The organism is Paraburkholderia sp. BL21I4N1, from assembly GCF_002973525.1.
Lineage (GTDB): Bacteria > Pseudomonadota > Gammaproteobacteria > Burkholderiales > Burkholderiaceae > Paraburkholderia.
The window spans coordinates 317,231-343,381 of the sequence record NZ_PVEN01000002.1 but is presented as its reverse complement, the minus strand read 5'-3'; the positions used below and the strand labels follow the sequence as shown (position 1 = coordinate 343,381).

Genomic DNA, 26,151 nt, shown 5'->3' with positions numbered 1-26,151 from the left:
GGGCAGACGCAAACACGCCCGGTGGTGAGACTTCGATAACCCGAAGTCCCAACACCGGGCGTGATCATTTGGCCGACGCTCGTTCTTTCAGGCTGTCATAGCGCCGCCGAAGCGCTCAACGTCCGCCACAGAAACTCGAACACCATCGCATCGTGCTCGGCCTGCTCCAGTTCATCGGAGCCGCCGTGGCCGCCCTCCGTATTCTCCCGATACCAGACGCGCTCATGTCCCTGCGCCTGCATGCGCGCGGCCATCTTGCGCGCGTGTCCGGGATGCACGCGGTCGTCGGCCGTCGACGTGGTGAATAGCACCGGCGGATACACCACCTCCGCCGATACGCGGTGATACGGCGAATACGCGGCCAGCACGCGCGCCTCGTCGGGTTCGTCGGGATCGCCGTATTCGTCGATCCACGACGCGCCCGCGTGCAGCAGGTGGTAGCGGCTCATATCGAGCAACGGTACTTCGCAGACCACCGCGCCGAACAACTCGGGACGCTGCACCATGCACGCCGCCACCAGCAAGCCGCCGTTGCTGCCGCCTTGAATGCCCAGTTGCGCGGCGCTCGTCACGCCGTTGTCGACGAGCGCTTCGGCCACCGCCAGAAAATCGTCGAAGGCGCGCTGGCGCTGTGCGCCCTGCGCTTCTGTATGCCAGCGTGTGCCGAACTCGCCGCCGCCGCGAATATGCGCGACCACGTACACGCCGCCGCGTGCCAGCCAGCCGATGCCCTGGCCGGTCAGATAGCTCGGCAGCAAGGGAATCGCGAAACCGCCGTAGCCGCTCAGTAGACAGGGACGCGGGGATGCCGGCATCGACGCCTGCCCGCCACGTGGACCGATCACGGTGTACGGCACGCGTGTGCCATCGGCGGAGACCGCGTGTCCGCGCGTCACGGCGTACTGCGTCGCGTCGAATTGCGTCGGCCAGCGGTCGAGCAATTCCCATTCGCTCAGGTCGTGGCGCGTGAGGTCGGTGAGCCAGTAGGCCGGCGGTTGCAGATAGTCGTCGGTGTCGACGAAGACTTCGTCGTTCAGCGTCGGTTCGACCGGCGAAACATCGGCTTGCGTGTCGTCGCGCGAAGGGAAAAGGCGTTGCGCCCACTGCCACGTTTGATCGCCGTGCTGCGACGGCGTCCACAACAGCGTCCGGTTTTGCACATCGTCCAGATACGCGACGACCAGATGATTACGCGTGTGCGTCCACTCGCAGGCCGACGTGAGCGGCGTCGGCGTGAACAATGGCACGACATCGCGCTCGCCGCGCAAAAATGCGTCCTCGCGAATGGCCAGCAGCGAACCGCCCGGATGATGCACGCCGCCGCAATCCCAATCGAGGCGCGGTTCGAGCAGCAACCAGCCCTGCCAGCCACCCACCCCGACGTGCGACGGCACCTCGAATCGATGCCACACATCGGGCGCGCCCGCGCTGTCGAGGTAGTACGTGTGCGAGTCGAAGAAATCGACGCTGCTCGCCACCGTGTGGCGCTGTTCGACCGGATCGTAATGCGCTTCCACGCCGATATCGCCGAACGCGGCTTTGAAGACGACGGGCGCATTGGCCAGCGAAGTACCGCGTGTCCAGCGCCGCACCTCGCGCGGATAGCCGGAACGCGTCAGCGTCTTGCGGCCGTTGTCCCAGCCGACGTAGAGCGTATCCCGATCGATCCATGACGCCGTGTGCTTGCCGGCCTTGGCGATCGCGAAACCCCCGTCGACGAACTGCCTTACGTCGATATCGAACTCACGCACCACCAGCGCGTCCGAACCGCCCGGCGACAGCGTGATCAACGCGCGGTCGCCATCGGGATAAAGAATGTCGAGTTCGACGCAGACCCATGGCGTGCCTTCGGCGGTGCCGAGCGCGTCGAAGTCGAGCAGGGTTTGCCAGACGGGCGCGCCGCCGCGCCACGCGGCCCATGGGGTGCGCCGCCAGATGCCCTTGGGATTGCGCTCGTCCTGCCAGAGGTCGTACGCCCAGTCTTGCCAGCGATCGGGAATCACTGGACGTTCGCGCGGCAGATAGGCGTCGGCGAGCCGTTGTTTGAGCGATTCGAATTCGGCGCTATCGCACCATGCGGCACGTGTGCGCGCGTTCTGCCGCTCGACCCAGGCGAGCGCGTCGGCATCGTCGAGGTCTTCGAGCGGCAGGAAAGGATCGGGGGAAAGCGGCCAGGAGGAAGAAGCGGGGGAAGCGGGCATCGTCGGCTGTCGAAGGAAAACAGCGTTGATTATGCCTTGCGGGGCACGAACCTCTCGACTCGCATGATCTAATCGACTATTTGACTGAGGCGAATTCGGCCCAATCTGGCAACGCGGTCGAAGAATGCCAAGGCGGAATTCGCTACTTGCTCGGCCGTTACCACACGGTTCAGGTTGCTCGAAAATTCTGGGAAAAACATCATTGGTATTGAATATGAAAAGGCTATTCCTCGCGTTATTGATAGTGGCAACATGCGGCATCGGCCAAACCTTCGCGGAAGAAACCCTGCCCCGTTTCGATGCTTTTCCCGTCAAAAACGTATTCAACGGTCAACCCGCAAAAGTGAAAATCGTATCGGCTGAGGACCGCAAATTCGCCACTCGCTTGCGTCAGTTAAGCGGCCAGAAACCCAACTACGCCGGACACTACACATTGGCGAGTTGGGGATGCGGGGCATCCTGCGTGATGACCGTCGCGATCGATGCGAAAACCGGGGGTGTTATCTGGCTGCCGTTCACGGTCTGTTGCTGGGATGCCGACGTCGACGAACCGATCGAGTTCAGACGAGACAGCAGTCTCATCGTCGTGCACGGCAGCCGGAACGAGACCGGTGGCGGTATCTACTATTACCGGCTGGAGGGTTCGGAATTCGTTCTGGTGAAGGCTGTGGAAAAGACCGCGTCGTAGCGGCAGCGCCAACATGTCAAAAGGTCAAGGCGACGTACACACCGCCTTGACCAGTCAAGCGATCCACGCATCACGGCTCGAGATTCAACTCCTGAATCTTCCGCGTAATCGTATTACGCCCGATCCCCAGCCGCTCAGCCGCTTCCACCTTGCGGCCGCGCGTGAAATCCAGCGCCTCGCGAATCACCGCCGCTTCGAAGCGCCGCGCGAGTTCGTCCATCAAGTCCGCTGCGTTCTCACGCAGCATGCGCGCGACTTCGGTACGCAAACCACCTTCCCAGGCGCTCACCGTCGACGCGACCGGCACGCCGCCGCCCGCCGCCGCATGCCCCACCGCCCCGGCGCCGTTGATCGGCACCGTGCCCGCCAGCCCCGCTTCACCCGCGCCGAGCACACCACCGCCGCTCAGATCGGAGATACCCGCTTGCGCCGGCCCGAGATCGGGCGGCAAGTCCTTGATCTCGATAGTCTGCGCGGGCGCCATCACCGTCAGCCAGTTGGCCAGATTCTCCAACTGCCGCACGTTGCCGGGAAACGGCAACGAAGCCAGATAAGCGAGCGCCTCCTCGGACACGCGCTTCGGCTCGACGCCGAGATCGCGCGCGCTCTTCTGCAGAAAGTGCCGCGTGAGCAGCGGAATGTCTTCGCTGCGCTCGCGCAACGCCGGCAAGCGCAGGCGAATCACATTGAGCCGGTGATACAGGTCCTCGCGGAACAAGCCCTGACGCACGCGCGATTCGAGATTCTGGTGCGTCGCCGCGATCACGCGCACATTCGCGCGTAGCGGATTGTGCCCGCCGACACGATAAAACTGTCCATCCGACAGCACGCGCAACAAACGCGTTTGCAGGTCGAACGGCATATCGCCGATTTCATCGAGAAACAGCGTGCCGTTTTCGGCCTGCTCGAACCGTCCCTGACGCATCGCCTGCGCGCCGGTGAACGCGCCGCGTTCGTGGCCGAACAGTTCGGATTCCAACAGATCCTTCGGAATCGCCGCCGTGTTCAGCGCGATGAAGGGACCGTTCGCGCGTGGGCTATGCCGGTGCAACGCACGCGCGACCAGTTCCTTCCCGGTGCCTGATTCGCCGGTAATGAGCACGGTGGCCGCCGAATGGGACAGGCGGCCGATCGCGCGAAACATGTCCTGCATGGCCGGCGCCTGGCCGAGCATTTCCGGCGCTTCAGCGGGACGGTCGTCCCACGTCTGTTCGCCGCGCATGCTTTCGTCGACGGCGCGACGGATCAGCTCGACCGCCTTGTCGACGTCGAACGGCTTGGCGAGATATTCGAACGCCCCGCCCTGAAACGCGGCGACCGCGCTATCCAGATCCGAGAACGCGGTCATGATGATGACCGGCAAGCCCGGCACCTTGTCGCGCACGGTTTGCAGCAGTTCGAGGCCGGACCCGCCCGGCATTCTGATGTCGGACACCAGCACCTGCGGGCTGTCATGATCGAGCGCCGCCGATGCCTCGCGCACGTTCGCGAAGCTGCGGGTCGCGAAGTTTTCGCGGGCGAGCGCTTTTTCGAGCACCCAGCGAATCGATTGATCGTCGTCTACTATCCAGATCGGCTTCATATAGGTCGGTCAGAAGTCTAGAGATACATTTGGTGTTAGCAGTCGAGCGGCAGCAAAATCTGAAACTCGGTGTGACCCGGCCGGCTATCCACCTCGATCAGACCGTCGTGCTGTTGCACGAAGGTCTGGGCGAGCGTCAAGCCGAGACCGCTACCGTCCTCGCGCCCCGATACGAGCGGGTAGAAAATGCGGTCGCGGATATCCTCGGGAATGCCCGGGCCGTTGTCAGTGATATGCAAGTCCAGTGCCAGCTTACATAAGCGTTTCGACACGGTGATCTTGCGGGCAATGCGAGTGCGCAATTCGATCCGCGCATCGCCTTGCGAAATGCGTTCGCGCAGCGCCTCGGCCGCATTGCGCACGATGTTCAGCAGCGCCTGGATCAGTTGCTCCTTGTCGCCGCGCAAGTCGGGCACGCTCACGTCGTAATCGCGTTCGATCGTCAGGCCGCGCGGAAACTCCGCGAGAATCACCTGGCGCACACGCTCGCAGACTTCGTGAATATTCACGTCGCCGACGATATGCGGATGACGGTGCGGCTCCAGCAAGCGGTCCACCAGCGTCTGCAGCCGGTCCGACTCCTTGATGATGACCTGCGTGTACTCGCGCAACTCGTCGCGCTGCCGCTCGCCGAGTTCGAATTCGAGCAGTTGGGCCGCGCCGCGAATTCCGCCGAGCGGGTTCTTGATTTCGTGCGCGAGATTGCGGATCAGTTGCTTGTTGACCGCGGTGAGGTCGTTGATGCGCTCTTCGCGATCGCTACGCAGATGCCGTTCGTTCTCGAACAGTTCGAGCAGCACGTAATCTTGCGCACTTTCCAGAAAGCCGACGATCGCATGTACATGCAGCGGTTCGTGGCCAGGACGCTCCAGGACGGCATCCAGATGGGTCGCGTGAAAACGGTTGGCGGCGATCGCGGAAATGGTCGCGACCAGCTCTTCCCCGTTGGAAAAGACATCGCCCCACGCCATCTGCGTCAGTTGCTTGCGCGAGAGTTCGAGCATCGACTCCGCGGACGGATTCGCAAACGCGACGCGCAGCGTGCGCTTGTCGAGCACCAGCACGACCGTGGGCAACGCCTCGAAGCCCGGCAACAAGCCGGAACCGACGAGTTGGACGTCGTCCGACAGCGACTGCTCGTGCCCTTTCCTTGCCTTGATCAGATTCTTGAGAACCATCTTGCAGTCTGGCCGATAGGAGATGGTGATAAATCGGGGTGTCAGCTAAATCGGGTGCTTCGGGTGTTTCGGGTGTTTCTGTTACCGCTGGTGAAACAAAAAAGGGACGGCGCCGCCGTCCCTTCCTGACCGATCGCGAGCGTCGGGTCAAACGCTTCGCCGGGTGAAGGGCGAAGCGCCATGACCGCTTACAGCGAGTAGTACATTTCGAATTCGATCGGGTGCACCGACTGACGATAGCGTTGCAGCTCGCCCGTCTTCAGTTCGATGTACGCGTCGAGCATCGAGTCCGTGAACACGCCGCCGCGCGTCAGGAATTCGCGGTCCGCGTCCAGTGCGTCCAGCGCCTGGTCGAGGCCGGCGCACACGGTCGGGATCTTTGCATCCTCTTCCGGCGGCAGGTCGTACAGGTTCTTGTCGGCAGCTTCGCCCGGGTGAATCTTGTTCTGCACGCCGTCCAGACCCGCCATCATCAGCGCGGAGAAGCACAGGTACGGATTCGCCATCGGATCCGGGAAACGCGTTTCGATACGGCGGCCCTTCGGGTTCGACACGTGCGGAATGCGGATCGATGCCGAACGGTTGCGAGCCGAGTAAGCCAGCTTGACCGGTGCTTCGAAGTGCGGCACGAGGCGCTTGTACGAGTTCGTCGACGGGTTCGTGATCGCGTTCAGCGCGCGAGCATGCTTGATGATGCCGCCGATGTAGAACAGCGCGAATTCCGACAGACCGGCGTAACCGTTGCCCGCGAACAGGTTCGTGCCGTCTTTCCAGATCGACTGGTGAACGTGCATGCCCGAACCGTTATCGCCGACCACCGGCTTCGGCATGAACGTTGCCGTCTTGCCGTACGTGTGCGCGACGTTGTGGATGATGTACTTCATTTGCTGCAGCCAGTCGGCGCGCTGAACCAGCGTCGAGAACTTCGTGCCGATTTCGTTCTGGCCTTGGCCCGCAACTTCATGGTGATGCACTTCGACCGGAATGCCGATCTGTTCGAGCAGCAGACACATTTCCGAACGGATGTCCTGGAACGTGTCGACCGGTGCGACCGGGAAGTAGCCACCCTTGGTGCCCGGACGGTGGCCGGTGTTGCCGCCTTCGAAGTCCATCGACGACGACCACGGTGCTTCTTCCGAACCGATCTTGACGAACGTGCCCGACTGGTCGGTGCCCCACTTGATCGAATCGAAAATGAAGAATTCGGGTTCCGGACCGAAGAAGGCCGTGTCGCCGAGGCCCGTGCTCTTCAGGTACGCTTCAGCGCGCTTGGCGAGCGAACGCGGGTCGCGTTCGTAGCCCTTGCCGTCCGCCGGTTCGACGACGTCGCAGGTCAGCACGAGGGTCGATTCTTCGTAGAACGGGTCGATAAAGGCCGTGTTCGCGTCCGGGATCAGCAACATGTCCGATGCTTCGATGCCCTTCCAGCCGGCAATCGACGAACCGTCAAACGCATGGCCGCTTTCGAACTTGTCTTCATCGAATGCCGACACCGGCACCGAAACGTGTTGCTCTTTGCCGCGCGTGTCGGTGAAACGGAAGTCGACAAACTTGACGTCTTCGTCTTTGACGAGTTGAACGACGTCGGCCACGGATTTACTCATAACCTATCTCCTGATTAACGAATTCGGCGGATTCAGCCGCCGCCCAATCTAGCTGACCCGCCCCGGCACGTCCACCCCTCTATCGGTGAGGAGGACCATAAGGAACTGCTGGAACAAATCGATCGGCACCAATAAAGCAGCTTCTGTGCCACCTGTGCGCCAAGCCGGCGCAAAACCACAGCGCACGCGCGTTTGCGGGGAATGACCGCACCGCGCGATGAACCACGATGAAATCTTCAGCCCAAACAACGCACCAACAGTGTGCATCGGACCATCGACACCCAATAGCGTTACTCATTTTGGTGCGTGTGCGACATTTTGCACCATGCTGGCGCGCGAACGTCGCTCGAACGCCGCTTGCCCACGATCACGCCCGCCGGACTCACCACCCCGAACGTGCCGCACGCCGCGCGCTAGAATGGCCATTTGGTCCCAAGGAGACTGACGCTCATGGCCACGCTCGACCAGCTGTACGCTTTGGCGGACACCCGCCGCACCGACAACCAGCTGCCCTACGCCGGCGCGGTGTTGCCCGCCGAGGCGTTCGAACTGCTGCAACTCGACCCGCGCACGCGGCTCGTCGACGTGCGCACTCGCGCCGAACTCGACTGGGTCGGCCGGCCGGTGATCGGCGACGGGCAGTACGCGCACGTGGAATGGACCCGCTATCCGGGCGCGGTGCCGAATCAGGAATTCCTTCAGCAGCTGGGCCAGGTGGCGTCGGCCGATACGCCGGTGCTGTTTCTGTGCCGCAGCGCCGCGCGCTCGAAACTGGCCGCGATCGCCGCCACGCAGGCCGGCTTCGCGAAGGCGTATGACCTGCTGGAAGGCTTCGAAGGCGACAAGGACGGCCAGGGGCATCGGAAGACGGTGTCGGGCTGGTGCTTTCGGGGCTTGCCGTGGATTGGCGCGTGATTGGCTGCGCGGTGCCGCGGTACGCAGCGTTGTCAAAGCGCGCCGCGGGCCGTGGCGGAGAACGGAGTCCATCGTCGGCGCTGAATGTGACAGGCGCATGATCTGTCGAAGGCGCTGATGCAGGGGCCGCCCGCGAGCATCATTGAAAACGGGCGCCGCAGCGCCCGAATCGGGTCAAAGGACCAAGGACCAAGGTCCAAGCTCAAACATCAAACCAGCCGGCCGCGCGTATCAGCCGCGCGGTTTGGCCGCCGTGGCGGCCGCCACCTCGGGCTCGACAATATCGCCGCCCAACAGATGCACCCCTTCCCGCAATTTGACGAACGCCGCCGCCACCGCTTCCGGCTCGCCCTTCACGCCCAGGTCGATATGATGGCGCGCGTACACGCCGCCGCGCTCCGCGTCGCCGATGCTCGGCAGACTGAACACCCGCACGCTCGGGAAATCATGTTCGATCTTTTCCATCAACGGCGTCAGACGCGACTCCGGCAGCTCGAATACTAAAAGCGATTTCTCCGCATGCGGCATGGCGTGATGCAGATCCGCGTACTGCGTGTCGAGCACCCATTCGATCATCGGCCAGGCCATCACCGGGAAACCCGGCACGAAGTGGTGCTGGTTGATCGAAAAACCCGGAATCTTGTTGTAGCCGTTCGGAATAATCGACGCGCCCTGCGGATACGTGCCCATATTCAACCGATGCCGGTTCTCAGGCGAATCCAGATCGAGCGGCGTCGCCGCGTTCGCCGGATACATGTCGCGAATGCGCTCCTGAATCAGCGTGGCGGCTTCGGGATGCAGTTCGAGCGGCACACCGAGCGCGGCCGCCGCGCATTGCCGCGTGTGATCGTCGGGCGTAGCGCCGATGCCGCCCGTCGAGAACACGATGTCGCCCGACGCGAACGTCCGTCGCAGCGTTGCGGTAATGCGCTCGGGATCGTCGCCGATGTACTCCGCCCAGCCGAGCGACAGTCCGCGCGCGCCCAGCAATTCGATGACCTTCGGCAGATGCTTGTCGACGCGTCTGCCCGACAGGATTTCATCGCCGATGATGATGACGCCAAATGCCATTGCCGCCTCTTTTGCTTTGTCAGTAATTCATCAATAAGAAACCGGCGCCGTGTGCCGCACGCCGCCGTGCTCTTCCGCGCGCATGCGCTGCAGCGCGCGCAAACAGTAGTAACCGAACCACAACGCCGAAAACACGAGGATGAACGCGTAGATCCAGATCGTCACCGCGGTGATCACCGGAAACAGCACGATCAGCCACACCGACGACGCCCACAACAACGTGGGCAGCGAACCGAGCAGGCCGCTGGCCACGCCGATCAGCAGCAGCGGCAGGCGGAAGCGGCGCACCAGCGCGCGCCGCTCCTCACGGGTGGCATGCAGCGCGAGCGCGTCATAACTCATCAAGCGATAAGTCAGCCAGCCCCACAGCAGCGGCGGAATCAGCGCAAAGAACGGCGGTATCAGCCACAGCGGCAGCGTGACGATCAGCAGCACCAGACAGACCAGCGTGGTCCACAGCGCCTGGCCGAGGCTACCGTACCACGTTCCGCCACGACGCATTTCGAGGCTCGCGAATTGCCGCGCCGCGAGGAAGCGGATGACGGACGGCATCGACAGCGTGGCGATCAGCAGCAACACCGTGACGACGATCAGCGGAATCGCCATCGCGATCACCAGAAACGGTGCGACCGCCGTGTGCAGCGCCGAGAATCCGAGCCAGTCGAACAGCCGGTACAACGTGAGCGTGAACGACCAGCTGTCGAGCCAGCCACGCGTGGCGCCGATCAGCGTCTGCCACCAGAACCACAGAATCACGCCCCAGCCAACCGTCGCCGCGAAAAACGGCATGAAGGTCAGCCAGAGCATGCGCGGGTGGAGCGCGCTTGCCAGCGCGCGCCCGAACGAGCGCAACAGATCATTCATGCGAGCCCAGTGCCGGTAAACATAACGATGGAATGAGGAAAGCCGCGCGCCGCCCCGAAGCTTTTGCCTTCGGGCCGCGCGAAAACCTGAACAGGATAAACCACGAGACACGCCGCCGGGGAACCGGCGGCGCAACGGGAGGAAGACTCAAACGGGCGTAGCGTCGCTGCCCGCGCCGCGTTCGCCGCCGCGCTTCGACGCAAGGCGCCGGGCAATCCGCACGAACGCGAGCCCGTGCTGTGCCCAGAAGCCGTCGCCATAGCGGCGACCTTGCAGTTGATCGCTGATGCCGGTCGGCTCCATCACGCGGCTCCACGAGGCACTGCGAAACAGCATGTCCCACCACGGAAACAGCACGCCGAAATTGCAGCCGTACTTCAGCCCTTCATGGCCGTAGCCGATTGCATGATGGCGGCGATGGAAAGTCGGGCTGACCAGCAAGCGCTCGCCGAGCCAGCCGAAGTACAGGCGGATGTTCGCGTGCTGCACGCTCTGCGCGAGATTGGTGATCGCGACCAGCACGACGAATTGCGACGGCGGCACGCCGATCACCAGCGCGATCACCGCGAAGAACGACGCCTGCAGCAGATCGTCGAGCAGATGATTGCGGTCGTCGGACCACAGCGACATCTGCTGCTGGCTGTGATGCACCGCGTGCAGCTCCCACCACACGCCCACCCGGTGTTGCCAGCGGTGATACCAGTACCCGGCGAAATCGAGCACCAGCAGATACATCACGAACGTGACGAGCGGCTGCGTGGTGACGCCGGGCCACACATTGTCGAACTCGAGATTCGCGATGTCATGCAGCCGCAGCCACGCCTGCACATTGTCGAACAAAGGCTGCAGCGCGAAGAAGAAGAACAGGTTGAGAATGCCGAGCTTGGCGATCCACGTGTAGATCACGTCGACCCGCACCGCGCGGCGATCGGCCCACCGCTCCACCGGACGCAGCGCCTCCAGCGGACGCAGCACCGCGTACATGGCCAGCACTTCCAGCACGCCGACGATCACCCAGTAGAGGCTGTCATAGGTGTCTTCGTCGTAATCCATCAGGTCGAACCGGAACAGCAGCGGCTGCACCACGTCGACGTACAGCAACGTCTGCACGGCGGAGACGAAGCTGTCGAGGGAAGCGAAAATCTGATGGAACATGGTGCTGACCTGTTACTTCATGCGTCGTTGCACACCTGGGCGGCAGCCTTCAGGCGCGTCACGCGCCGTTCGGCGCCGTGACCGGTGCGCGATTGTAGAAATAGATGCCGTGCGGCGAACGGCCCACGGCGATCGTCTGGATCAGCTTGCGGGTAGTCAGGTCGATGATGCCGACGTGCTTCGCGAAGCGGAACGTCACCCACAGATAGCGTTTGTCGGCGGACAGTTCCATGTCGTCCGGTCCCGGCATCAGGCCCGTGATGTCGCCGACATTGGTGAGCGTGTCTTCGTCGATGATGCTGATCGTGCTCGCCACCCGGTTCGACACCGCCACATGCTTGCCGTCGGCGAGCGAGCGGAAGTTGTGCGCGCCCTTGCCGGTCGGGATGGTCTTGACGATTTTCTGATTGCGCCAGTCGACCACCGCGACGTAGTCCGAACCGGTCATGCCGATCAGCAGGTATTTTTCGCCCGGCGTCATCCACAGCCCGGCCGGCACCTTGCCGACTTTCATCTTCCACTTGACAGTTTGCGTGGCCAGGTCGATCGCGGCCAGTTCGCCCGACACCTGCAGCGTGACGAACACCGTCTTGCTGTCGTTCGTGAACGCCATGTGACTCGGCATGACCGCGAGCGGCAGGCGCGAGGCCAGCGTCATCTGGTTCTTCTGGCCGTCGTAGTGATAGATGTCGAGCCGGTCCAGACGCAGGCCGGTGGTAACCAGCCACTTGCGGTCAGGCGAAAAGCCGATCTGGTACGGGTCTTCGATATTCTCGACCCAGCGCTGCACCTGGCCCGTTTTCGGGTCGACGAACATCAGATTGTTGGACACCGAATTCGCGACGATCAACGACGAATTGTCCGGCGTGGCCATTAGATGGTGCGGTTCCTTGCCGGTCGGCACCGTGCCGACGACCTGGTGAGTGGCTTCGTCGATCAGGCTGAGCGTGGCTTCGCCGGAGTTGAGCACGATCACGTTGTTCGCGTGCGCCGCGGGAGAGAAGAAACCTGTTGCCGCGACCACTGCCGCGCCCGCCAGGACCGTGCCGGTCAAGCCGGCGAAGGAAAAATTGCGCATGAAAACTCACTTCGGGAGAACGTTCGTCATTGTAGAACGTTTACTGTGGTGCAAGGTTGACATGGGTCGGGGGTTGGGTCGTGTGGCACAGCAGTGTGGTGTTTTCGCAGCGAGCTGCCGATGAAAAAAAATAGCTACGAGTCGCTAATTTTAAATTGAGCACAGAACTTTCCTATTCAACCATTAGTTACCACCGCGACAGTCAAGACTACTCCACTTTTATTTATAAATTTTGTTATTTATTATCCCGCCCGCACTTTATTAACCCCCAAATTTACCTCGCATTCCAGAAATAGGAATATTCAAAACTACGATATTTCGAGTCGATGCCCATTTTCAGACTTATCCCATCACCGTGCTGATCGAACATTGGCCAGAATAGCGCTAGCCAAGCATCGCACACCTGATCCAGCCGCACTTCATATTGGCGGTCGCTCAACAAAATTCAGGTCGCCGCGCGGTTCTGTCCCACCCAAGCTATTACCACGCCCAGTGAGTCGTACAAACGGGCGGAATTCATTCGAAATACAGACTTTATTTCCCATAAATTTGAGGAGTGCCAGAAAAATATGAGCAGGATGATTGAATCAACGTGGAGCGGCGCGGTCGTCAATGCAAACGGCCCGCAGCAAAGTGCAATCGTTAAAATCGGCCTGGTTAATCAGCACAAACTCACCACGGCCCGGTTGACGCTTTCCGGCGCCGCGCTGCTGGGCGGCATGACCGCCGCTCACGCCGCCCTCTCCCCGAGCCTCGCGGAACATTACTTCGACGTCGGCGCACTGCCCATCGGCTTCGACGACGCCGCGGCGACCGGCCAGAACGCCTTGGCGATCGGCCCGAGCGCGCTGGCGAGCACTGAGGGCGCGGTCGCGCTCGGCGAGCGCGCCACGTCGAAAGGCCGGCGCGCGATCGCCATAGGCTACGAGGCCAGCGCGTCGGGTCTGTTCAGCGTGGCGTTCGGCACCAACGCAAATGCAACGAACACCGTGAGCCTGTCGCTGGGCGCCTATTCGGTCGCCGCTGCCGACGAGGCCACGGCCACCGGTTATGCGGCACGCGCAATGGGTCAGGCGGCAACGGCCGTCGGTGGCAACACCGAGGCCAATGGCAGCGGCAGCACGGCCTTCGGCGCTTACGCGCTCGCCGCTGCAAGCGCAGACGTCGCCCTGGGTTACGGCGCAAGCGCAGTCGCCGGCAATAGCGTCGCGGTGGGTTCGTGGGCCCGGGCTTCCGGTGCGCAAAGTCTCGCCGTGGGCCGCAACGCGGTCGCCGACGGCGACGCCGCCATGGCGATAGGCAACCGTGCGCTCGCGAGCAGCCCGGGCTCGATCGCAATCGGCAACGTCGCCACATCGACGGCAACGAACGCGACTGCGATCGGCGCATCGGCGCTCGCGAGTGCCGACGACACCTTCGCGGCAGGTTCGTGGGCTCGCGCGGCTGGTGCGGAGGCACTCGCAGTCGGCGGATCGTCCGCGGCCTCCGGGGCGCACAGCACCGCGATCGGCGCGGGCGCGGGCGCCACGGCCAGCCAGTCGTCGGCATTCGGCGCCGGGGCGTTCGTCTCGGAGGCTAACAGCGTGGCGCTAGGCGCGGGCTCCGTCGCGGCTACGCTGACCGGGGCGGCTTACCTCCCAGCCGGCGCGGATGCCTCGCGAATTCAGGGTATCCAAGCCATCGGCCAGGTCTCGATCGGCTCCGCCGGCAACGAGCGCCGCCTCACCCATGTCGCCGCCGGCGCGAACGACACCGACGCGGTCAACGTCAGTCAGTTGAGAGCGCTCGAGGTCAGGGCCAACGGCGCGACGGCAAGACTTAACGGCACGGTGAATTACGACCAGAACGCGGACGGCACCGTCAACCCGAACGCCGTGACGATGGCCGGCGACACGGCGGCCGGCGGTACGTTGATCCGCAACGTCGCAAACGGCATTGAGGTCAGCGACGCGATCAACCTCGGGCAGTTGCATGCCGCGATCAGCAGCGTCGTCAACAATGCGGTGGTGAACGCTGGGGTCGCCAATCCGCTGTTCAGTGCCGACGGCGGCACCGAGGGCGCGGTGGCGGCGGGCACGCACTCGGTCGCTTCCGGCGCGAACGCTCAAGCTTTCGGCGCGAGCGCCGCAGCCATGGGCACGAGTTCGAACGCGAGCGGCAACGGCGCCGTCGCGATCGGCTCCGGTGCGAGCGCCATGGGCAACGGCGCCGCCTCGCTCGGCTCCGGGTCAAAAGCGAGCGGCGCGAATGCCGCTGCGCTCGGAGCAAATGCAAGCGCGAGCGGCAACAACGCTACCGCGCTTGGCACGTCGTCGAACGCCAGCGCCGACAACGCCGTCGCATTAGGCCAGGGTTCAATCGCGAATCGAGCCAACACCGTGTCGGTCGGCGCGGCGGGTCAAGAGCGGCAGATTGCCAACATCGCCAACGGCGTGCAAGGCACAGACGCGGTCAACGTCGACCAATTGCAGCAGAGCACAAGCGGCGCGCTCGGTCAGGCAAACAGTTACACCGACGACCAGATTCGCTCGGCTCGCCGCGACACCTATGGCGGCACGGCGGCGGCGCTCGCCGTAGCGGGCTTGCCGCAAGCGGTGCTGCCGGGTCGCGGCATGGTGGCCATGGCCGGCGGCACTTACGGCGGGCAATCGGCGCTGGCGATCGGCGTATCGCAACTCTCGGCAACCGGAAAATGGGTCTACAAGGCGCAGGGCACGACGGACTCACGCGGCCAGTTCGGCGCATCGTTGGGCGCCGGTATGCATTGGTAACGAGCACTCACCGCTGCATCGACTCCCACACCTTGTATAGCCGCTTCACCGACACCGGCATTGGCGTACGCAACTCCTGGGCGAACAGCGAAATCCGCAGTTCTTCCAGCAGCCAGCGAAACTCCGACAACCGCGTGTCGAGCACGCCCCCACGTTGTGCCACCGCGCGCTGGTAGTTCTGCAGTAGCGGTTGAAACTCGGCGAACTGCCGCGCGTCGCGCGCGGGGTCCGCGCGCAGCTTGTCGATGCGTAGCACGATACCCTTCAGGTAGCGCGGAAAGTGCGCCAACTGCGAATACGGCGTGTCGACCACGAAGCGCTTGCCGATCAACGCATCGAGCTGATTCTGAAGGTCGGCGTGCGCGGCCGTGAACGTGCGGGCCTGCACCAGTTTCTTCGTCACCGTCGCGTATTCGGTGAGAATCTGCCCCACCAGACGGGCGATTTCCTGGGCCAGCAAGGTCAGACGGCTGCGGCCTTCGTCGCGGCGCGTGTGGAACGACAGATCGTCATCGGGCAGCGGGTCTTGCAAACATGCGCGATCCAGCGCGGTATCGATCAATTGATCGCGCAACTCTTCCTGCGTGCCACGCGGCATGAACTGCATCGCCATTTCGCGCAAGCCCGGCAGATTTTTTTCCAGATACTTGATCGGCTCCTTCAACTGCAGACCAAACAGTCGACGCAAACCCGCACGATGAATCCGCGCTGCTTCTTCCGGCGAATCGAACACTTCGACGTCGCAATGCGTGCCGCGATCCACCAGCGCCGGATAGCCGAACAGGGTCTGGCCGCCGCGACGGATTTCGAGCAACTCGGGAAGCTTGCCGAAATTCCACGTGGTCAGTTTTTCGTACAGCGCGGTGCCGGCCGTGCTGGTTTGCGCGGCTTGCGGGACAGCCGCGCCATGCGCACCCTTACCGCCGCGCTGCGCCGCCGCGCCCACATTTCCTGGCGCACCAGACTGCGCACCGGATTGCGCACCTCGCCCACCCAACTGCGCGGCCGCCGCGACGCTGCCGCCGCTCGCGTCCGCCAGCGCCGCGCCCGCCGCGCTCGACGCGATCTTCTGGAAATGCTGCTGCGCCTGGCTGCCCAACTCCGAGCGCAATTGCGCCATGTTGCGGCCCATCGCGAGCTGACGGCCGTGCTCGTCGACGACCTTGAAGTTCATGAACAGATGCGCCGGCAAGGTCTCGAGCTTGAAGTCGGCCTGCTTCATCGCGATCTGTTTCTGCTCGCGAACATCGGCAATCAGCGACTCGAGCAAGCCGCCCGCGCCGTAACGCGGCGCGCCATGCCGGTCGACGAAACCCGCCGCGTACTCCGGCAACGGCACGCAATGACGTCGCAATTTCTGTGGCAAGGACTTCAGCAGCAGTTGCGCCTTCTCTTTCAGCATGCCCGGCACGAGCCATTCGCAACGTCGCGCGTCGACCTGATTCAGCGCATACAGCGGCACGGCGAGCGTCACGCCGTCGCGCGGCGAACCCGGTTCGAAGTGATACGTCAAGGCCATCTCGACGCCCGACATCGTCATCCGCTTCGGGAACAGATCCGTCGTGACGCCGGCCGCCTCGTGACGCATCAGATCGTCGCGCGACAGGTACAGCAGGCGCAGCTTGTCCTCGGTCTGGCCGGCCGCTTTCAGTTCGTCGCGATACCAGCGCTCGAACGCCGCGCCGGTATGGATGCCCTGCGGCACCGCCTGATCGTAGAAGCCGAAAATCAGCTCGTCGTCGACCAGCACGTCCTGGCGGCGCGACTTGTGTTCGAGTTGCTCGATGTCGGCCAGCAGCTTGCGGTTGTGCGCGAAGAACGCGAGCTTCGTGTCGAACTCGCCTTCCACCAGCGCACCGCGAATGAACAGCTCACGCGCGCGCGCCGGGTCCTGGTGGCCGAAGCTCACGCGGCGGCGGTGATAGATCGGCAGGCCGTACAGCATCGCCCTCTCGAACGCCGACACCTGCGCCGCGCGCTTCTCCCAATGCGGCTCGGACAGCGACTTCTTCAACAGATGCGCGCCGATCCGCTCGATCCACTCCGGCTCGATCTTCGCGATACAGCGCGCGTACAGCCGGCTCGTCTCGACCAGTTCGGCGGCCATCGCCCATTTGCCCGCCTTCTTCACGAGTGCCGAGCCCGGCCACAAATAAAACTTGATGCCGCGTGCGCCGAGGTAATACGGTTCGTCGTCGGCTTTAAGGCCGATATTACCGAGCAGGCCTGTCAACAACGCGAGGTGGATCTGCTCGAAGGTCGCTTCCACCTCGTTCAGACGCCAGCCGTGTTCGCGCACCACGGTCAGCAATTGCGAGTGCACGTCGCGCCATTCGCGCAGACGCATTTGCGACAGGAAGTTCTTGCGGCATTCCTCGTGCAACTGCTTGTTCGACTTCTTGTGGGTGATCGCTTCCTCGAACCAGTTCCAGATTTTTAGCCACTGTAGGAATTCGGAGCGCTCGTCGGCGAAGCGGCGATGCGCCTGGTCGGCCTGCTCCTGCGCTTCGATTGGCCGGTCGCGCGGATCCTGCACCGACAACGCGCTGGCGATAATCAGCACCTCCTTCAACGCCTGCTGATCGCGCGCGGCCAGAATCATCCGGCCGACGCGCGGATCGAGCGGCAGACGCGCGAGTTCGCGGCCAAGCGGTGTGAGCCGGTTGTCGTCGTCGACGGCGCCCAGTTCGTTGAGCAACTGATAGCCGTCGGCCACCGCGCGGCCCGGCGGCGGTTCGATGAACGGAAACGTTTCGATCGCGGTGAGGTGCAGCGATTTCATCCGCAGAATCACCGAAGCCAGCGACGAACGCAGAATTTCCGGATCCGTGAAGCGCACGCGGCCCTGAAAATCGCTTTCTTCGTACAGACGGATGCAGATACCGTCGGCCACCCGGCCGCAACGCCCGGCCCGCTGATTCGCGGCGGCTTGCGAAATCGATTCCACCTGCAACTGCTCGACCTTGTTGCGGTACGAATAGCGTTTCACGCGCGCAAGGCCGGTGTCGACCACGTAGCGAATGCCCGGCACCGTCAGCGAGGTTTCGGCGACGTTGGTGGCCAGCACGATGCGGCGCGTGTTCGAAATACGGAACACGCGTTCCTGTTCGGCGGCGGAGAGTCGCGCGAACAGCGGCAGAATCTCCGTGTGCGGCGGATGGTGTTTGCGCAGCGCCTCGGCGGCGTCGCGAATTTCGCGCTCGCCGGGCAGGAACACCAGTACGTCGCCGGGGCCTTCGCGGCACAGTTCGTCGACGGCGTCGACGATCGCGTCCATCAGGTCACGGTCGGTTTCGCGCTGCGTTTTGGGACGATCAGGGCGGCCGCCTTGCGAACCCGCCGCGCCTTTGGTCCCCTCCGCCGCCTTCACCGCGGGACTGTCTTCCACGACCGGGCGGTAACGCACTTCGACCGGGTACAGACGGCCGCTCACCTCGATCACCGGCGCGGGTTTTTCGTCGCGGCCGAAATGGCGCGCGAAACGATCGGCGTCGATGGTCGCCGAGGTCACGATCAGCTTCAGATCGGGACGCTTGACGAGAATTTCCTTCAGATAGCCCAGCAGAAAATCGATGTTCAGACTGCGCTCGTGCGCTTCGTCGATGATCAGCGTGTCGTAGGCCTTGAGCAGCGGATCGGTCTGCGTTTCGGCGAGCAGAATGCCGTCCGTCATCAGTTTGACCGACGCGCCCGGCGACAGATTGTCGGTAAAGCGCACCTTGTAGCCGACCACTTCGCCGAATGGCGTGCCGAGTTCCTCGGCGATGCGGCGGCCGGTGGCGGATGCTGCGATCCGGCGCGGCTGCGTATGGCCGATCAGACCGGCGCCGCCCGCGCCGAGGCCACGCCCCAAAGCGAGGCAGATTTTCGGCAACTGGGTGGTTTTGCCCGAACCGGTTTCGCCACAGACGATCACGACCTGGTTTTCCGCGATCGCTTTGGCAATCTCGTCGCGGCGGCCGGAGACCGGCAGCGCTTCCGGGAAAGTGATCGGCGGAATCGGGTTCGGTTCGACGACGCGCACGGCGCGGGGCGCGCGTGGTTCACGGCGCGGCTGGTCGCTTCGATTTTCACCGCGTTTCGGCTGATTCGGCGCCTGCGCGCCACTCGCACCACCCTCTCGCGGCGGATTTTTTTTCTGCGCGTGCGCCTGCGCGGCCTGCTCCGGACGACGCGTTTCGCGCGCCTTGTGCGGCGTGTTGCGGTTGGCGTCCTGCTTGGGACGGCGCGTAGCGTCGCCGGTGTTCAACTGATCGGCGGCCGGCGCCGGATTCTCGTTCGCCGCAGCGGGACTTTTGGGTACATTCGACATGGGGGCGCATTATAATCCCCGGCATGAATTCCCAAACCGACCTCGTCCCCGCGCCCGCGAGCGTTCCGGCCCCCGCCGGAGCAACGGAAAACCTCGCCCAGCATGCGCAATTCGTCGACTGGATGCGCTCAGTCGCCCCTTACATCCATGCATTCCGTAACAAGACCTTCGTCGTCGGGTTCGGCGGCGAGGTGGTGCATCAGGGGCTCCTGAATGCGCTCGTGTCCGATATCGCGCTGTTGCAGGCCATGGGCATCCAGATCGTTCTGGTGCATGGCTCGCGGCCTCAGGTCGAGGAGCAGATGAGCCTGCACGGCGTGGAGTCCGAGTTTTCGCACGGCATGCGCATTACCGACGCCCGCGCGCTCGAGTCCGCGAAAGAAGCGGCCGGCGAAGTGCGGCTGGATATCGAGGCGGCGATCAGCCAGGGCTTGCCGAATACGCCCATGGCGCACGCGCACATCAGCGTGGTGTCGGGCAACTTCGTGACGGCGCGGCCGGTCGGCATTCTCGACGGCGTCGACTTCGCCCACACCGGCGTGGTGCGCAAGATCGACGCGGATTCGATCCGCCATTCGCTCGCGAGCCGCAAGCTGGTGCTGTTGTCGCCGCTCGGCTTCTCGCCCACCGGCGAAGCATTCAATCTGTCCATGGAAGACGTGGCCTCGGCCGCGGCGATCGCGCTGCGCGCCGACAAGATCGTGTTCCTGACCGAAACGCCGGGCCTGATGGAAGACGGCGAAGAAGGTCCCGAACTGGTGCGCGAACTGTCGCTCGACGACGCCTACAAGCTGCACGAAAGCGGTGAAGTCACCGGCGACGCGGGCTTCTACCTGAAGCATTCCATTCGCGCCTGCCGCGGCGGCGTGGCGCGGGCGCACATCATCCCCTACGCGCTCGACGGCAGTCTGCTGCTCGAACTGTTCCTGCACGACGGCGTCGGCACGATGATCTCGTACGAGAATCTCGAAAGCCTGCGGGAAGCCACGCCGGACGACGTCGGCGGTATTCTGGCGCTGATCGATCCGCTCGAATCGGACGGCACGCTGGTGCGGCGCGGCCGCCATCAGATCGAACGCGACATCGACCATTTCTCGGTCATCGAGCACGATGGCGTGCTGTTCGGCTGCGCGGCGCTGTACCCGTACACGCAGGAGCGCATCGGCGAAATGGCATGCCTGACGGTCGCCCCCGAAGCGCAAGGCACCGGCGACGGCGAGCGGCTGTTGAAGCGCATCGAGCAGCGCGCACGGGCGCGCGGCCTCACGCGCATCTTCGTGCTCACCACGCGCACCGAACACTGGTTTCTCAAACGCGGCTTCGTCAAGGCAACGGTCGACGACCTGCCTGAAGATCGCCGCCGACTTTATAACTGGCAGCGCAAATCGCTCGTGCTGATGAAACAGCTCTGAGCAGCGCCGCGATCAGGCGACTGCCCGCCCCCCACATCGAAAACAGGATTCAAGGAGAAGCACAGCATGACTCGTATGGTTCAATGCGCGAAGCTCGGCAAGGAAGCCGAAGGCCTCGATTTCCCGCCGCTGCCCGGCGAACTCGGCAAGCGGATCTACGAAAGCATCTCGAAGGAAGCGTGGCAGGCGTGGTTGAAGCAGCAAACCATGCTGATCAACGAAAACCGTCTGAACATGGCCGATCCGCGCGCACGTCAATATCTGATGAAGCAGACCGAAAAGTTCTTCTTCGGCGAAGGCGCGGATACCGCACAAGGGTATGTGCCGCCCACGGCGGAGTAAAACCGACGCGCTTCGCGCTGCAAGGAAGGTCCTGAAGCAGGTCATGAAGCCCGCAAAAATCCGCGCCGCGTGCGCGGATTTTTTTTGCTCGAAATTCTCCAAACGGTCCATTTCGGGCACACTTTTAAGCCGTCTTTACATACCGTTTCAATTCGCTCAATCCCCCGTCCTGTAAGGGATTGAGCCGCTCCGCCAAGGCTTGCGCCGAACCTTGGGTTTGCACGATCCTCTGTCATCGTGCTAATATGTGCGTCGTTCCAACTGCATTTCACCTTCATTCGCGTTCTTTTCAACATGGCCTGCCGTGCGAGTTTCGTGCTCGATCTTGTCCACACGCAGACCTGAATCGAACAGTTTTTATACAAGAAGGCTCGTCGGTCGTTTCCCCGCCTCATGTCACTCAGTGAGCGGTGAATTCACACCGGCCTTTTTCGTTTCAAGCCTTCCAGCGGCGCGTGGGCCAGCTTCCAGCCACCCCAGCGTCCTCATGTACCTGCCCCCCTTCCACGGCCACGCAGGTGCAACAGCAAGCACAATCTAGACGAGTGTTTTTTCGCGAGAGGTCTCGCGAGGCACGGGCGTTTTCGTTCTGGCGTCCCTTTCGCTCCTTCGCCGGCTCCGGCGACGAGCGCCGCCTTCGCTTTGGCTCGCGAAACTGCACTTCCCCAGCACCCGTGGCGGAACGTTCATGCGCACCATGCGTTTCGTCGCAGTCATTGGAGTTTTTACCTTGACCGCTTCCAGCAACGGCTTCTGGCGACACCAACAACAAGAACAACGCCTTTCTCTCGACGACATCACCGTCGTCGACAAATCTCTCCTCAAGCGGGCCGTCGGCGCCATGGCGCTCGGCAACGCAATGGAGTGGTTCGATTTCGGCGTGTACAGCTACATCGCCGTCACGCTCGGCAAAGTGTTCTTTCCGTCGGCGAGTCCGGCCGCGCAGTTGATCGCCACGTTCGGCACGTTCGCCGCGGCGTTCCTCGTGCGGCCCGTCGGCGGTATGGTGTTCGGGCCGCTGGGCGACCGGATCGGCCGGCAACGCGTGCTGGCCATGACCATGATCATGATGGCGGTCGGCACCTTCGCGATCGGCCTGATTCCGAGCTACGGGACGATCGGCATTTTCGCGCCGGTACTGCTGCTGGTCGCACGGCTGGTGCAAGGCTTCTCGACCGGGGGCGAATACGGCGGCGCGGCCACCTTCATCGCCGAATTCTCGACGGATAAGCGCCGCGGTTTCATGGGCAGCTTCCTCGAGTTCGGCACCCTGATCGGCTATGTGCTCGGCGCGGGCACGGTCGCCGTGCTGACCGCGACGCTCTCGCACGACGCGCTGCTCTCGTGGGGCTGGCGTGTGCCGTTCCTGATCGCCGGTCCGTTGGGTCTGGTGGGTCTGTATATCCGCATGAAGCTCGAAGAAACGCCCGCGTTCAAGAAGCAGGCCGAGCAACGCGAAGCCGAAGACAAGGCGCTGCCGAAGCAGTCGTTCGGCCAGTTGCTCGCGCAGCAGTGGAAGCCGCTGCTGCTGTGCGTCGGCCTCGTGCTGATTTTCAACGTCACCGATTACATGGCGCTGTCGTATCTGCCGAGCTATCTGTCGGCCACGCTGCACTTCGACGAAACGCACGGCCTGTTCCTCGTGCTGCTCGTCATGGTGCTGATGATGCCGATGACGCTCGCCGCCGGCCGCCTGTCGGACGCGATCGGCCGCAAGCCGGTCATGCTGTTCGGTTGCGTGGGTCTGTTCGCGCTGTCGATTCCGGCACTGCTGCTGATCCGCATGGGCACGGTGCTGCCGGTGTTCAGCGGGCTGATGATTCTGGGCGTGCTGCTGTCGTGCTTTACCGGCGTGATGCCGTCGGCGCTGCCGGCACTGTTTCCGACCAAAATCCGTTATGGCGCGCTGGCGATCGGCTTCAATATTTCGGTGTCGCTGTTTGGTGGCACCACGCCGCTGGTGACCGCGTGGCTGGTCAACAGCACCGGCAATCTGATGATGCCCGCGTACTACCTGATGGGCGCGTCACTGATCGGTATCGTGTCGGTGCTCGCACTGCGTGAAACGGCGCGTAAGCCGTTGCTGGGCTCCGGTCCGTGCGTGGCGACGCGGGCGGAAGCGCATGCGGTGTTGCGCGGCGAGCGTGAAGCGGCGGAGATGGATGAAGGGTATGCGGCGGCGGCCACGGCGCGTGCCTGATAGATAGATCGATCGATTGATCGGGAACCGCACGAAACGGGTCGACAGCCATGTCGGCCCGTTTTTTTATGTCGACAGCAAATCGAACGTAGCGCTGGCATGCGCGCCTTCCACCCGCAACATGCCCGCCGAAATCGGCAGCTTGAAGCGCCGCGGGCCCGCGCTGCCGGGATTGACGAACAGCACACCGTCACGCTCGCTAACAGACGGTTTGTGCGAGTGGCCGGTCACCACCACGTCGATGCCTGCGCTGCGTGGGTCGGCGGGTACGTCGGCGATATCGTGCACGACGAGGATCGTCACCTGATGGACGGTCAGCTTTGCATGCGTCGGCAGCGACGCGGCCCAGTCGCCCGTGTCGTTGTTGCCGCGCACGGCGGTGACGGGTGCGATTTGCGCCAGCGCGTCGAGCACGGCCTGATTGCAGATATCGCCCGCGTGGAGGATTGCATCGCAACCCTCGAGATAGCGCAAGGCTTCCGGACGCACGAGGTTATGCGTATCCGAGATCAAGCCGATGCGAGCGACCGCGGAGGCTACGAGCTTAAGTGTGGCTGAAGACATCGTTCATCCCTAAGCGCGATCACGCTGCCCTACGCTTCAAGTACGTGTTCGATGCGTCGGTCCGGCACCAGCCACCATGCGGCGGCGAGCGCATAGAGCGCCACGGAAATCCACGGCACGACAAAAGCCAGCACGATCCCCGCGAGATAGATCACCACCGAGACCTTGCCCTTGAAGTCGTTGCCGATCGCCCTGGCCAGCGTCGAGTCCCGCCCATGCTCGCGAATCAGCACGAGCGTCAGAATGAAATACGCGATCGCCGACATGAACAGCACGACGCCGTACATCGCGGTCGGCCACGACGCCAGATGATTTTCGCCGACCCAATGCGTGACGGCCGGCAGCAGCGACAGCCAGAACAACAGATGCAGATTGGCCCACAGCACCGCGCCGTTGACCTTCTGCACGGTATGGAACAGATGATGATGATTGTTCCAGTAAATGCCGACGTAGATGAAGCTCAGCACGTACGCGCCAAACACCGGCACCATGGGACGCAGCGCGGCGAGGTCGAAGCCGTCCGGCACCTTCAATTCGAGCACCATGATCGTGATGATGATGGCGATTACGCCATCGCTGAAGGCTTCGACGCGTCCTTTGCCCATCGCTCGGGTTCCTGATGATGAATGCGGTTGGGCGCACCAACCGCCGGTGTGTATAACCCTGCACCGGCGGCTCGCGCCGAGGGCGATTATCGGCGATGGGGGAAGGCTTTGTCGAATGCGGCGCCAGTTTCAGGTCGGTGTTCGCCTTCGTCCCTTCACACCATTTTTTTCAACCCGTCCAGCAACGTCGGCACCAGCTCACTCACCGTCGGATGCACATGCATCGCGAACTGCAGCGTCGGGTATGCCGCGCCGGCCGTCATGGTGTCGATAAACGTGTGGATCGCCTCGTCCCCTTCGATCCCATGGATCGCCGCGCCGAGAATCTGCCTGCTCTGCGCGTCGACCATCACCTTCATGAAACCGTCCGTCTCGCCGCGTTCGCGCGCGCGGCCCACTCGCGACATTGGCATGGTCGCCATCAAGGCCGCCCGCCCGTCCTTGCGCACCTCGGCCTCCGACATCCCCACCCGCGCCAGCGGCGGATCGACGAACACCGCATACGCCATGATGCGGGTATCGACGCTGCGCGAACCGCCATCGATCACATTGGCCGCGACGATCTGAAAATCGTCATACGACGTATGGGTGAACGCGCCGCGGCCGTTGACATCGCCGATTGCCCAGACGCCCGGCACGCTGGTGCGCAGTTGTCCGTCGACGGGAATCATGCCGTGCCTGTCCACCGCAATGCCCGCGGCGGCAAGGCCCAGGTCGTCGGTATTCGGCTCGCGCCCGGTCGCGAACAGCAAATGCGACGCCTCCAGCGCGGGCACGTTCTGCTCGAAGCCGATACACACGTCGTTTTCATGATGCGGATGCGGCTCGACCCGCGAAGGCTGCACGCCGAAGCGAAACTCCACGCCTTCCCGCGCGAGCACCTTGCGCACCGACTCGGCAAAGTCGGCGTCCTCGCGCGTCAGCACACGCTCGCCACGCACGAGCACCGTCACCTGGCTGCCGAAGCGCCGGAAGATCTGCGCGAATTCGAGCGCGATATAGCTACCGCCGACGATCACCAGATGCGCCGGCAATTCCGTCAGTTCAAGCAGATTGGAGTTGGTGTAGTAGCGAACCCGCTCGAGTCCTTCGAGCGGCGGCACGACGGCGCGTGTGCCGGTGTTGATGAAGATTTCGTCGGCGCTGATTTCGTCGGTCACGGCACCGTCCGGCCCGCTGATGGACAGTGTATGGGCGTCGGTAAAACGCGCGTGGCCCTTGAACACCGTGACGTTGTCCGCGCCGCGCAGCCATTTTTCGACGCCGTCGCGCGACTGGCCGATGATGCGGTCCTTGCGCGCCTTGACGGCCGCCAGATCGACGCTGACCGTCCCGCTCACCTGCACGCCCAGTTCGGCGGCATGACGCGCCACATGCGCCGCGCGGGCGCTGGCCACATAAGATTTGGTCGGCGTACAGCCCACGTTCACGCAGGTTCCGCCAAAGGCGCCCCGCTCGATCACCGCCGTTTTGCGGCCGCTTTTACCGAGGCGTACGGCCAGCGGCGAACCGCCTTGTCCCGTACCGATCACGACCGCGTCGAAGTGCTGTGGCATGGCAACGCTCCAGGGGCTTGAATGCAGGTCGTAGCATCTTACCCTCAGCGCTT

The 26,151-nt window shown here is 63.4% G+C and carries 18 protein-coding genes; 6 read left to right on the top strand and 12 right to left on the bottom strand.

The window, feature by feature from the left end:
- Positions 1-95 precede the first annotated feature (95 nt).
- A complete protein-coding gene (locus tag B0G83_RS07840) occupies positions 96-2,201 on the bottom strand; it encodes a prolyl oligopeptidase family protein (RefSeq protein ID WP_105506875.1) in 2,106 nt (701 codons plus the stop codon).
- A 214-nt stretch (positions 2,202-2,415) separates the two neighbouring features.
- Between B0G83_RS07840 and B0G83_RS07835 the strand changes: the two genes are divergently transcribed.
- Positions 2,416-2,889 carry a hypothetical protein gene (locus tag B0G83_RS07835; RefSeq protein ID WP_105506874.1) on the top strand — a complete coding sequence of 158 codons (474 nt, stop codon included), beginning with the start codon at positions 2,416-2,418 and terminating at the stop codon, positions 2,887-2,889.
- Between the two features lie 70 nt (positions 2,890-2,959).
- Here B0G83_RS07835 and ntrC read toward each other — a convergent pair whose 3' ends face one another.
- From ntrC to glnA, 3 genes are all read right to left on the bottom strand, one after another.
- Positions 2,960-4,471 carry a nitrogen regulation protein NR(I) gene (gene ntrC, locus B0G83_RS07830; RefSeq protein ID WP_105506873.1) on the bottom strand — a complete coding sequence of 504 codons (1,512 nt, stop codon included), beginning with the start codon at positions 4,469-4,471 and terminating at the stop codon, positions 2,960-2,962.
- Between the two features lie 35 nt (positions 4,472-4,506).
- Positions 4,507-5,649 (bottom strand): nitrogen regulation protein NR(II), encoded by a 1,143-nt coding sequence (gene glnL, locus B0G83_RS07825; protein ID WP_105506872.1) that lies wholly within the window; start codon positions 5,647-5,649, stop codon positions 4,507-4,509.
- A gap of 188 nt (positions 5,650-5,837) precedes the next feature.
- A complete protein-coding gene (gene glnA, locus B0G83_RS07820; RefSeq protein WP_105506871.1) occupies positions 5,838-7,253 on the bottom strand; it encodes a type I glutamate--ammonia ligase in 1,416 nt (471 codons plus the stop codon).
- A 450-nt stretch (positions 7,254-7,703) separates the two neighbouring features.
- Between glnA and B0G83_RS07815 the strand changes: the two genes are divergently transcribed.
- The gene (locus tag B0G83_RS07815) at positions 7,704-8,168 is read left to right on the top strand and encodes a rhodanese-like domain-containing protein (RefSeq protein WP_105506870.1); all 465 of its coding nucleotides are present in this window, start codon (positions 7,704-7,706) and stop codon (positions 8,166-8,168) included.
- A 231-nt stretch (positions 8,169-8,399) separates the two neighbouring features.
- Here the strand turns inward: B0G83_RS07815 and B0G83_RS07810 are convergent, their stop codons facing one another.
- The 4 genes from B0G83_RS07810 to B0G83_RS07795 form a co-directional block, all read right to left on the bottom strand.
- The gene (locus B0G83_RS07810; protein ID WP_105506869.1) at positions 8,400-9,239 is read right to left on the bottom strand and encodes a molybdopterin-binding protein; all 840 of its coding nucleotides are present in this window, start codon (positions 9,237-9,239) and stop codon (positions 8,400-8,402) included.
- Positions 9,240-9,269: 30 nt separating this feature from the next.
- On the bottom strand, positions 9,270-10,103 hold the full coding sequence (locus tag B0G83_RS07805; protein WP_105506868.1) for an EI24 domain-containing protein: 834 nt from the start codon (positions 10,101-10,103) through the stop codon (positions 9,270-9,272).
- 147 nt (positions 10,104-10,250) lie between these two features.
- Positions 10,251-11,258: a sterol desaturase family protein gene (locus B0G83_RS07800; protein WP_105506867.1), complete on the bottom strand. Its 1,008-nt coding sequence runs from the start codon at positions 11,256-11,258 to the stop codon at positions 10,251-10,253.
- 58 nt (positions 11,259-11,316) lie between these two features.
- Complete coding sequence (locus tag B0G83_RS07795) at positions 11,317-12,336, bottom strand: beta-propeller fold lactonase family protein (RefSeq protein WP_105506866.1); 1,020 nt, start codon at positions 12,334-12,336, stop codon at positions 11,317-11,319.
- A 569-nt stretch (positions 12,337-12,905) separates the two neighbouring features.
- On the opposite strand from B0G83_RS07795, the gene B0G83_RS07790 reads away from it, so the two are divergent.
- Positions 12,906-15,107, top strand: a complete 2,202-nt coding sequence (locus B0G83_RS07790) for a YadA family autotransporter adhesin (protein ID WP_105506865.1) — start codon at positions 12,906-12,908, stop codon at positions 15,105-15,107.
- 7 nt (positions 15,108-15,114) lie between these two features.
- Here the strand turns inward: B0G83_RS07790 and hrpA are convergent, their stop codons facing one another.
- Positions 15,115-19,419, bottom strand: a complete 4,305-nt coding sequence (hrpA, locus tag B0G83_RS07785) for an ATP-dependent RNA helicase HrpA (protein WP_105506864.1) — start codon at positions 19,417-19,419, stop codon at positions 15,115-15,117.
- 23 nt (positions 19,420-19,442) lie between these two features.
- Here hrpA and argA point away from each other — a divergent pair, with 23 nt between their 5' ends.
- The 3 genes from argA (at position 19,443) to proP (ending at position 23,373) form a co-directional block, all read left to right on the top strand.
- Complete coding sequence (gene argA, locus B0G83_RS07780; protein WP_105506863.1) at positions 19,443-20,831, top strand: amino-acid N-acetyltransferase; 1,389 nt, start codon at positions 19,443-19,445, stop codon at positions 20,829-20,831.
- A 66-nt stretch (positions 20,832-20,897) separates the two neighbouring features.
- Positions 20,898-21,173, top strand: a complete 276-nt coding sequence (locus B0G83_RS07775; protein WP_035546551.1) for an oxidative damage protection protein — start codon at positions 20,898-20,900, stop codon at positions 21,171-21,173.
- 697 nt (positions 21,174-21,870) lie between these two features.
- Positions 21,871-23,373 (top strand): glycine betaine/L-proline transporter ProP, encoded by a 1,503-nt coding sequence (gene proP, locus B0G83_RS07770; protein WP_258167837.1) that lies wholly within the window; start codon positions 21,871-21,873, stop codon positions 23,371-23,373.
- A 66-nt stretch (positions 23,374-23,439) separates the two neighbouring features.
- On the opposite strand, the gene B0G83_RS07765 is transcribed toward proP, so the two are convergent.
- The 3 genes from B0G83_RS07765 to B0G83_RS07755 all read right to left on the bottom strand — a co-directional run bounded on the left by B0G83_RS07765 (position 23,440) and on the right by B0G83_RS07755 (position 26,098).
- Positions 23,440-23,937, bottom strand: coding sequence for a metallophosphoesterase family protein (locus B0G83_RS07765; RefSeq protein WP_105506862.1), 498 nt, complete (start codon positions 23,935-23,937; stop codon positions 23,440-23,442).
- A gap of 29 nt (positions 23,938-23,966) precedes the next feature.
- A complete protein-coding gene (locus tag B0G83_RS07760; RefSeq protein WP_105506861.1) occupies positions 23,967-24,542 on the bottom strand; it encodes a TMEM175 family protein in 576 nt (191 codons plus the stop codon).
- Positions 24,543-24,697: 155 nt separating this feature from the next.
- Complete coding sequence (locus B0G83_RS07755; protein WP_105506860.1) at positions 24,698-26,098, bottom strand: FAD-containing oxidoreductase; 1,401 nt, start codon at positions 26,096-26,098, stop codon at positions 24,698-24,700.
- Positions 26,099-26,151: the final 53 nt, after the last annotated feature.

What these genes read in the sequence shown, in the direction of transcription:
- B0G83_RS07810 (WP_105506869.1), bottom strand. Translation starts at nt 9,239, where the DNA reads ATGGCATTTGGCGTCATCATCATCGGCGATGAAATCCTGTCGGGCAGA.
- B0G83_RS07760 (WP_105506861.1), bottom strand. Translation starts at nt 24,542, where the DNA reads ATGGGCAAAGGACGCGTCGAAGCCTTCAGCGATGGCGTAATCGCCATC.
- B0G83_RS07815 (WP_105506870.1), top strand. Translation starts at nt 7,704, where the DNA reads ATGGCCACGCTCGACCAGCTGTACGCTTTGGCGGACACCCGCCGCACC.
- glnL (WP_105506872.1), bottom strand. Translation starts at nt 5,649, where the DNA reads ATGGTTCTCAAGAATCTGATCAAGGCAAGGAAAGGGCACGAGCAGTCG.
- B0G83_RS07840 (WP_105506875.1), bottom strand. Translation starts at nt 2,201, where the DNA reads ATGCCCGCTTCCCCCGCTTCTTCCTCCTGGCCGCTTTCCCCCGATCCT.
- B0G83_RS07835 (WP_105506874.1), top strand. Translation starts at nt 2,416, where the DNA reads ATGAAAAGGCTATTCCTCGCGTTATTGATAGTGGCAACATGCGGCATC.
- B0G83_RS07790 (WP_105506865.1), top strand. Translation starts at nt 12,906, where the DNA reads ATGAGCAGGATGATTGAATCAACGTGGAGCGGCGCGGTCGTCAATGCA.
- B0G83_RS07800 (WP_105506867.1), bottom strand. Translation starts at nt 11,258, where the DNA reads ATGTTCCATCAGATTTTCGCTTCCCTCGACAGCTTCGTCTCCGCCGTG.
- B0G83_RS07775 (WP_035546551.1), top strand. Translation starts at nt 20,898, where the DNA reads ATGACTCGTATGGTTCAATGCGCGAAGCTCGGCAAGGAAGCCGAAGGC.
- ntrC (WP_105506873.1), bottom strand. Translation starts at nt 4,471, where the DNA reads ATGAAGCCGATCTGGATAGTAGACGACGATCAATCGATTCGCTGGGTG.
- B0G83_RS07795 (WP_105506866.1), bottom strand. Translation starts at nt 12,336, where the DNA reads ATGCGCAATTTTTCCTTCGCCGGCTTGACCGGCACGGTCCTGGCGGGC.
- argA (WP_105506863.1), top strand. Translation starts at nt 19,443, where the DNA reads ATGAATTCCCAAACCGACCTCGTCCCCGCGCCCGCGAGCGTTCCGGCC.
- B0G83_RS07755 (WP_105506860.1), bottom strand. Translation starts at nt 26,098, where the DNA reads ATGCCACAGCACTTCGACGCGGTCGTGATCGGTACGGGACAAGGCGGT.
- B0G83_RS07765 (WP_105506862.1), bottom strand. Translation starts at nt 23,937, where the DNA reads ATGTCTTCAGCCACACTTAAGCTCGTAGCCTCCGCGGTCGCTCGCATC.
- proP (WP_258167837.1), top strand. Translation starts at nt 21,871, where the DNA reads ATGCGTTTCGTCGCAGTCATTGGAGTTTTTACCTTGACCGCTTCCAGC.
- hrpA (WP_105506864.1), bottom strand. Translation starts at nt 19,419, where the DNA reads ATGTCGAATGTACCCAAAAGTCCCGCTGCGGCGAACGAGAATCCGGCG.
- B0G83_RS07805 (WP_105506868.1), bottom strand. Translation starts at nt 10,103, where the DNA reads ATGAATGATCTGTTGCGCTCGTTCGGGCGCGCGCTGGCAAGCGCGCTC.
- glnA (WP_105506871.1), bottom strand. Translation starts at nt 7,253, where the DNA reads ATGAGTAAATCCGTGGCCGACGTCGTTCAACTCGTCAAAGACGAAGAC.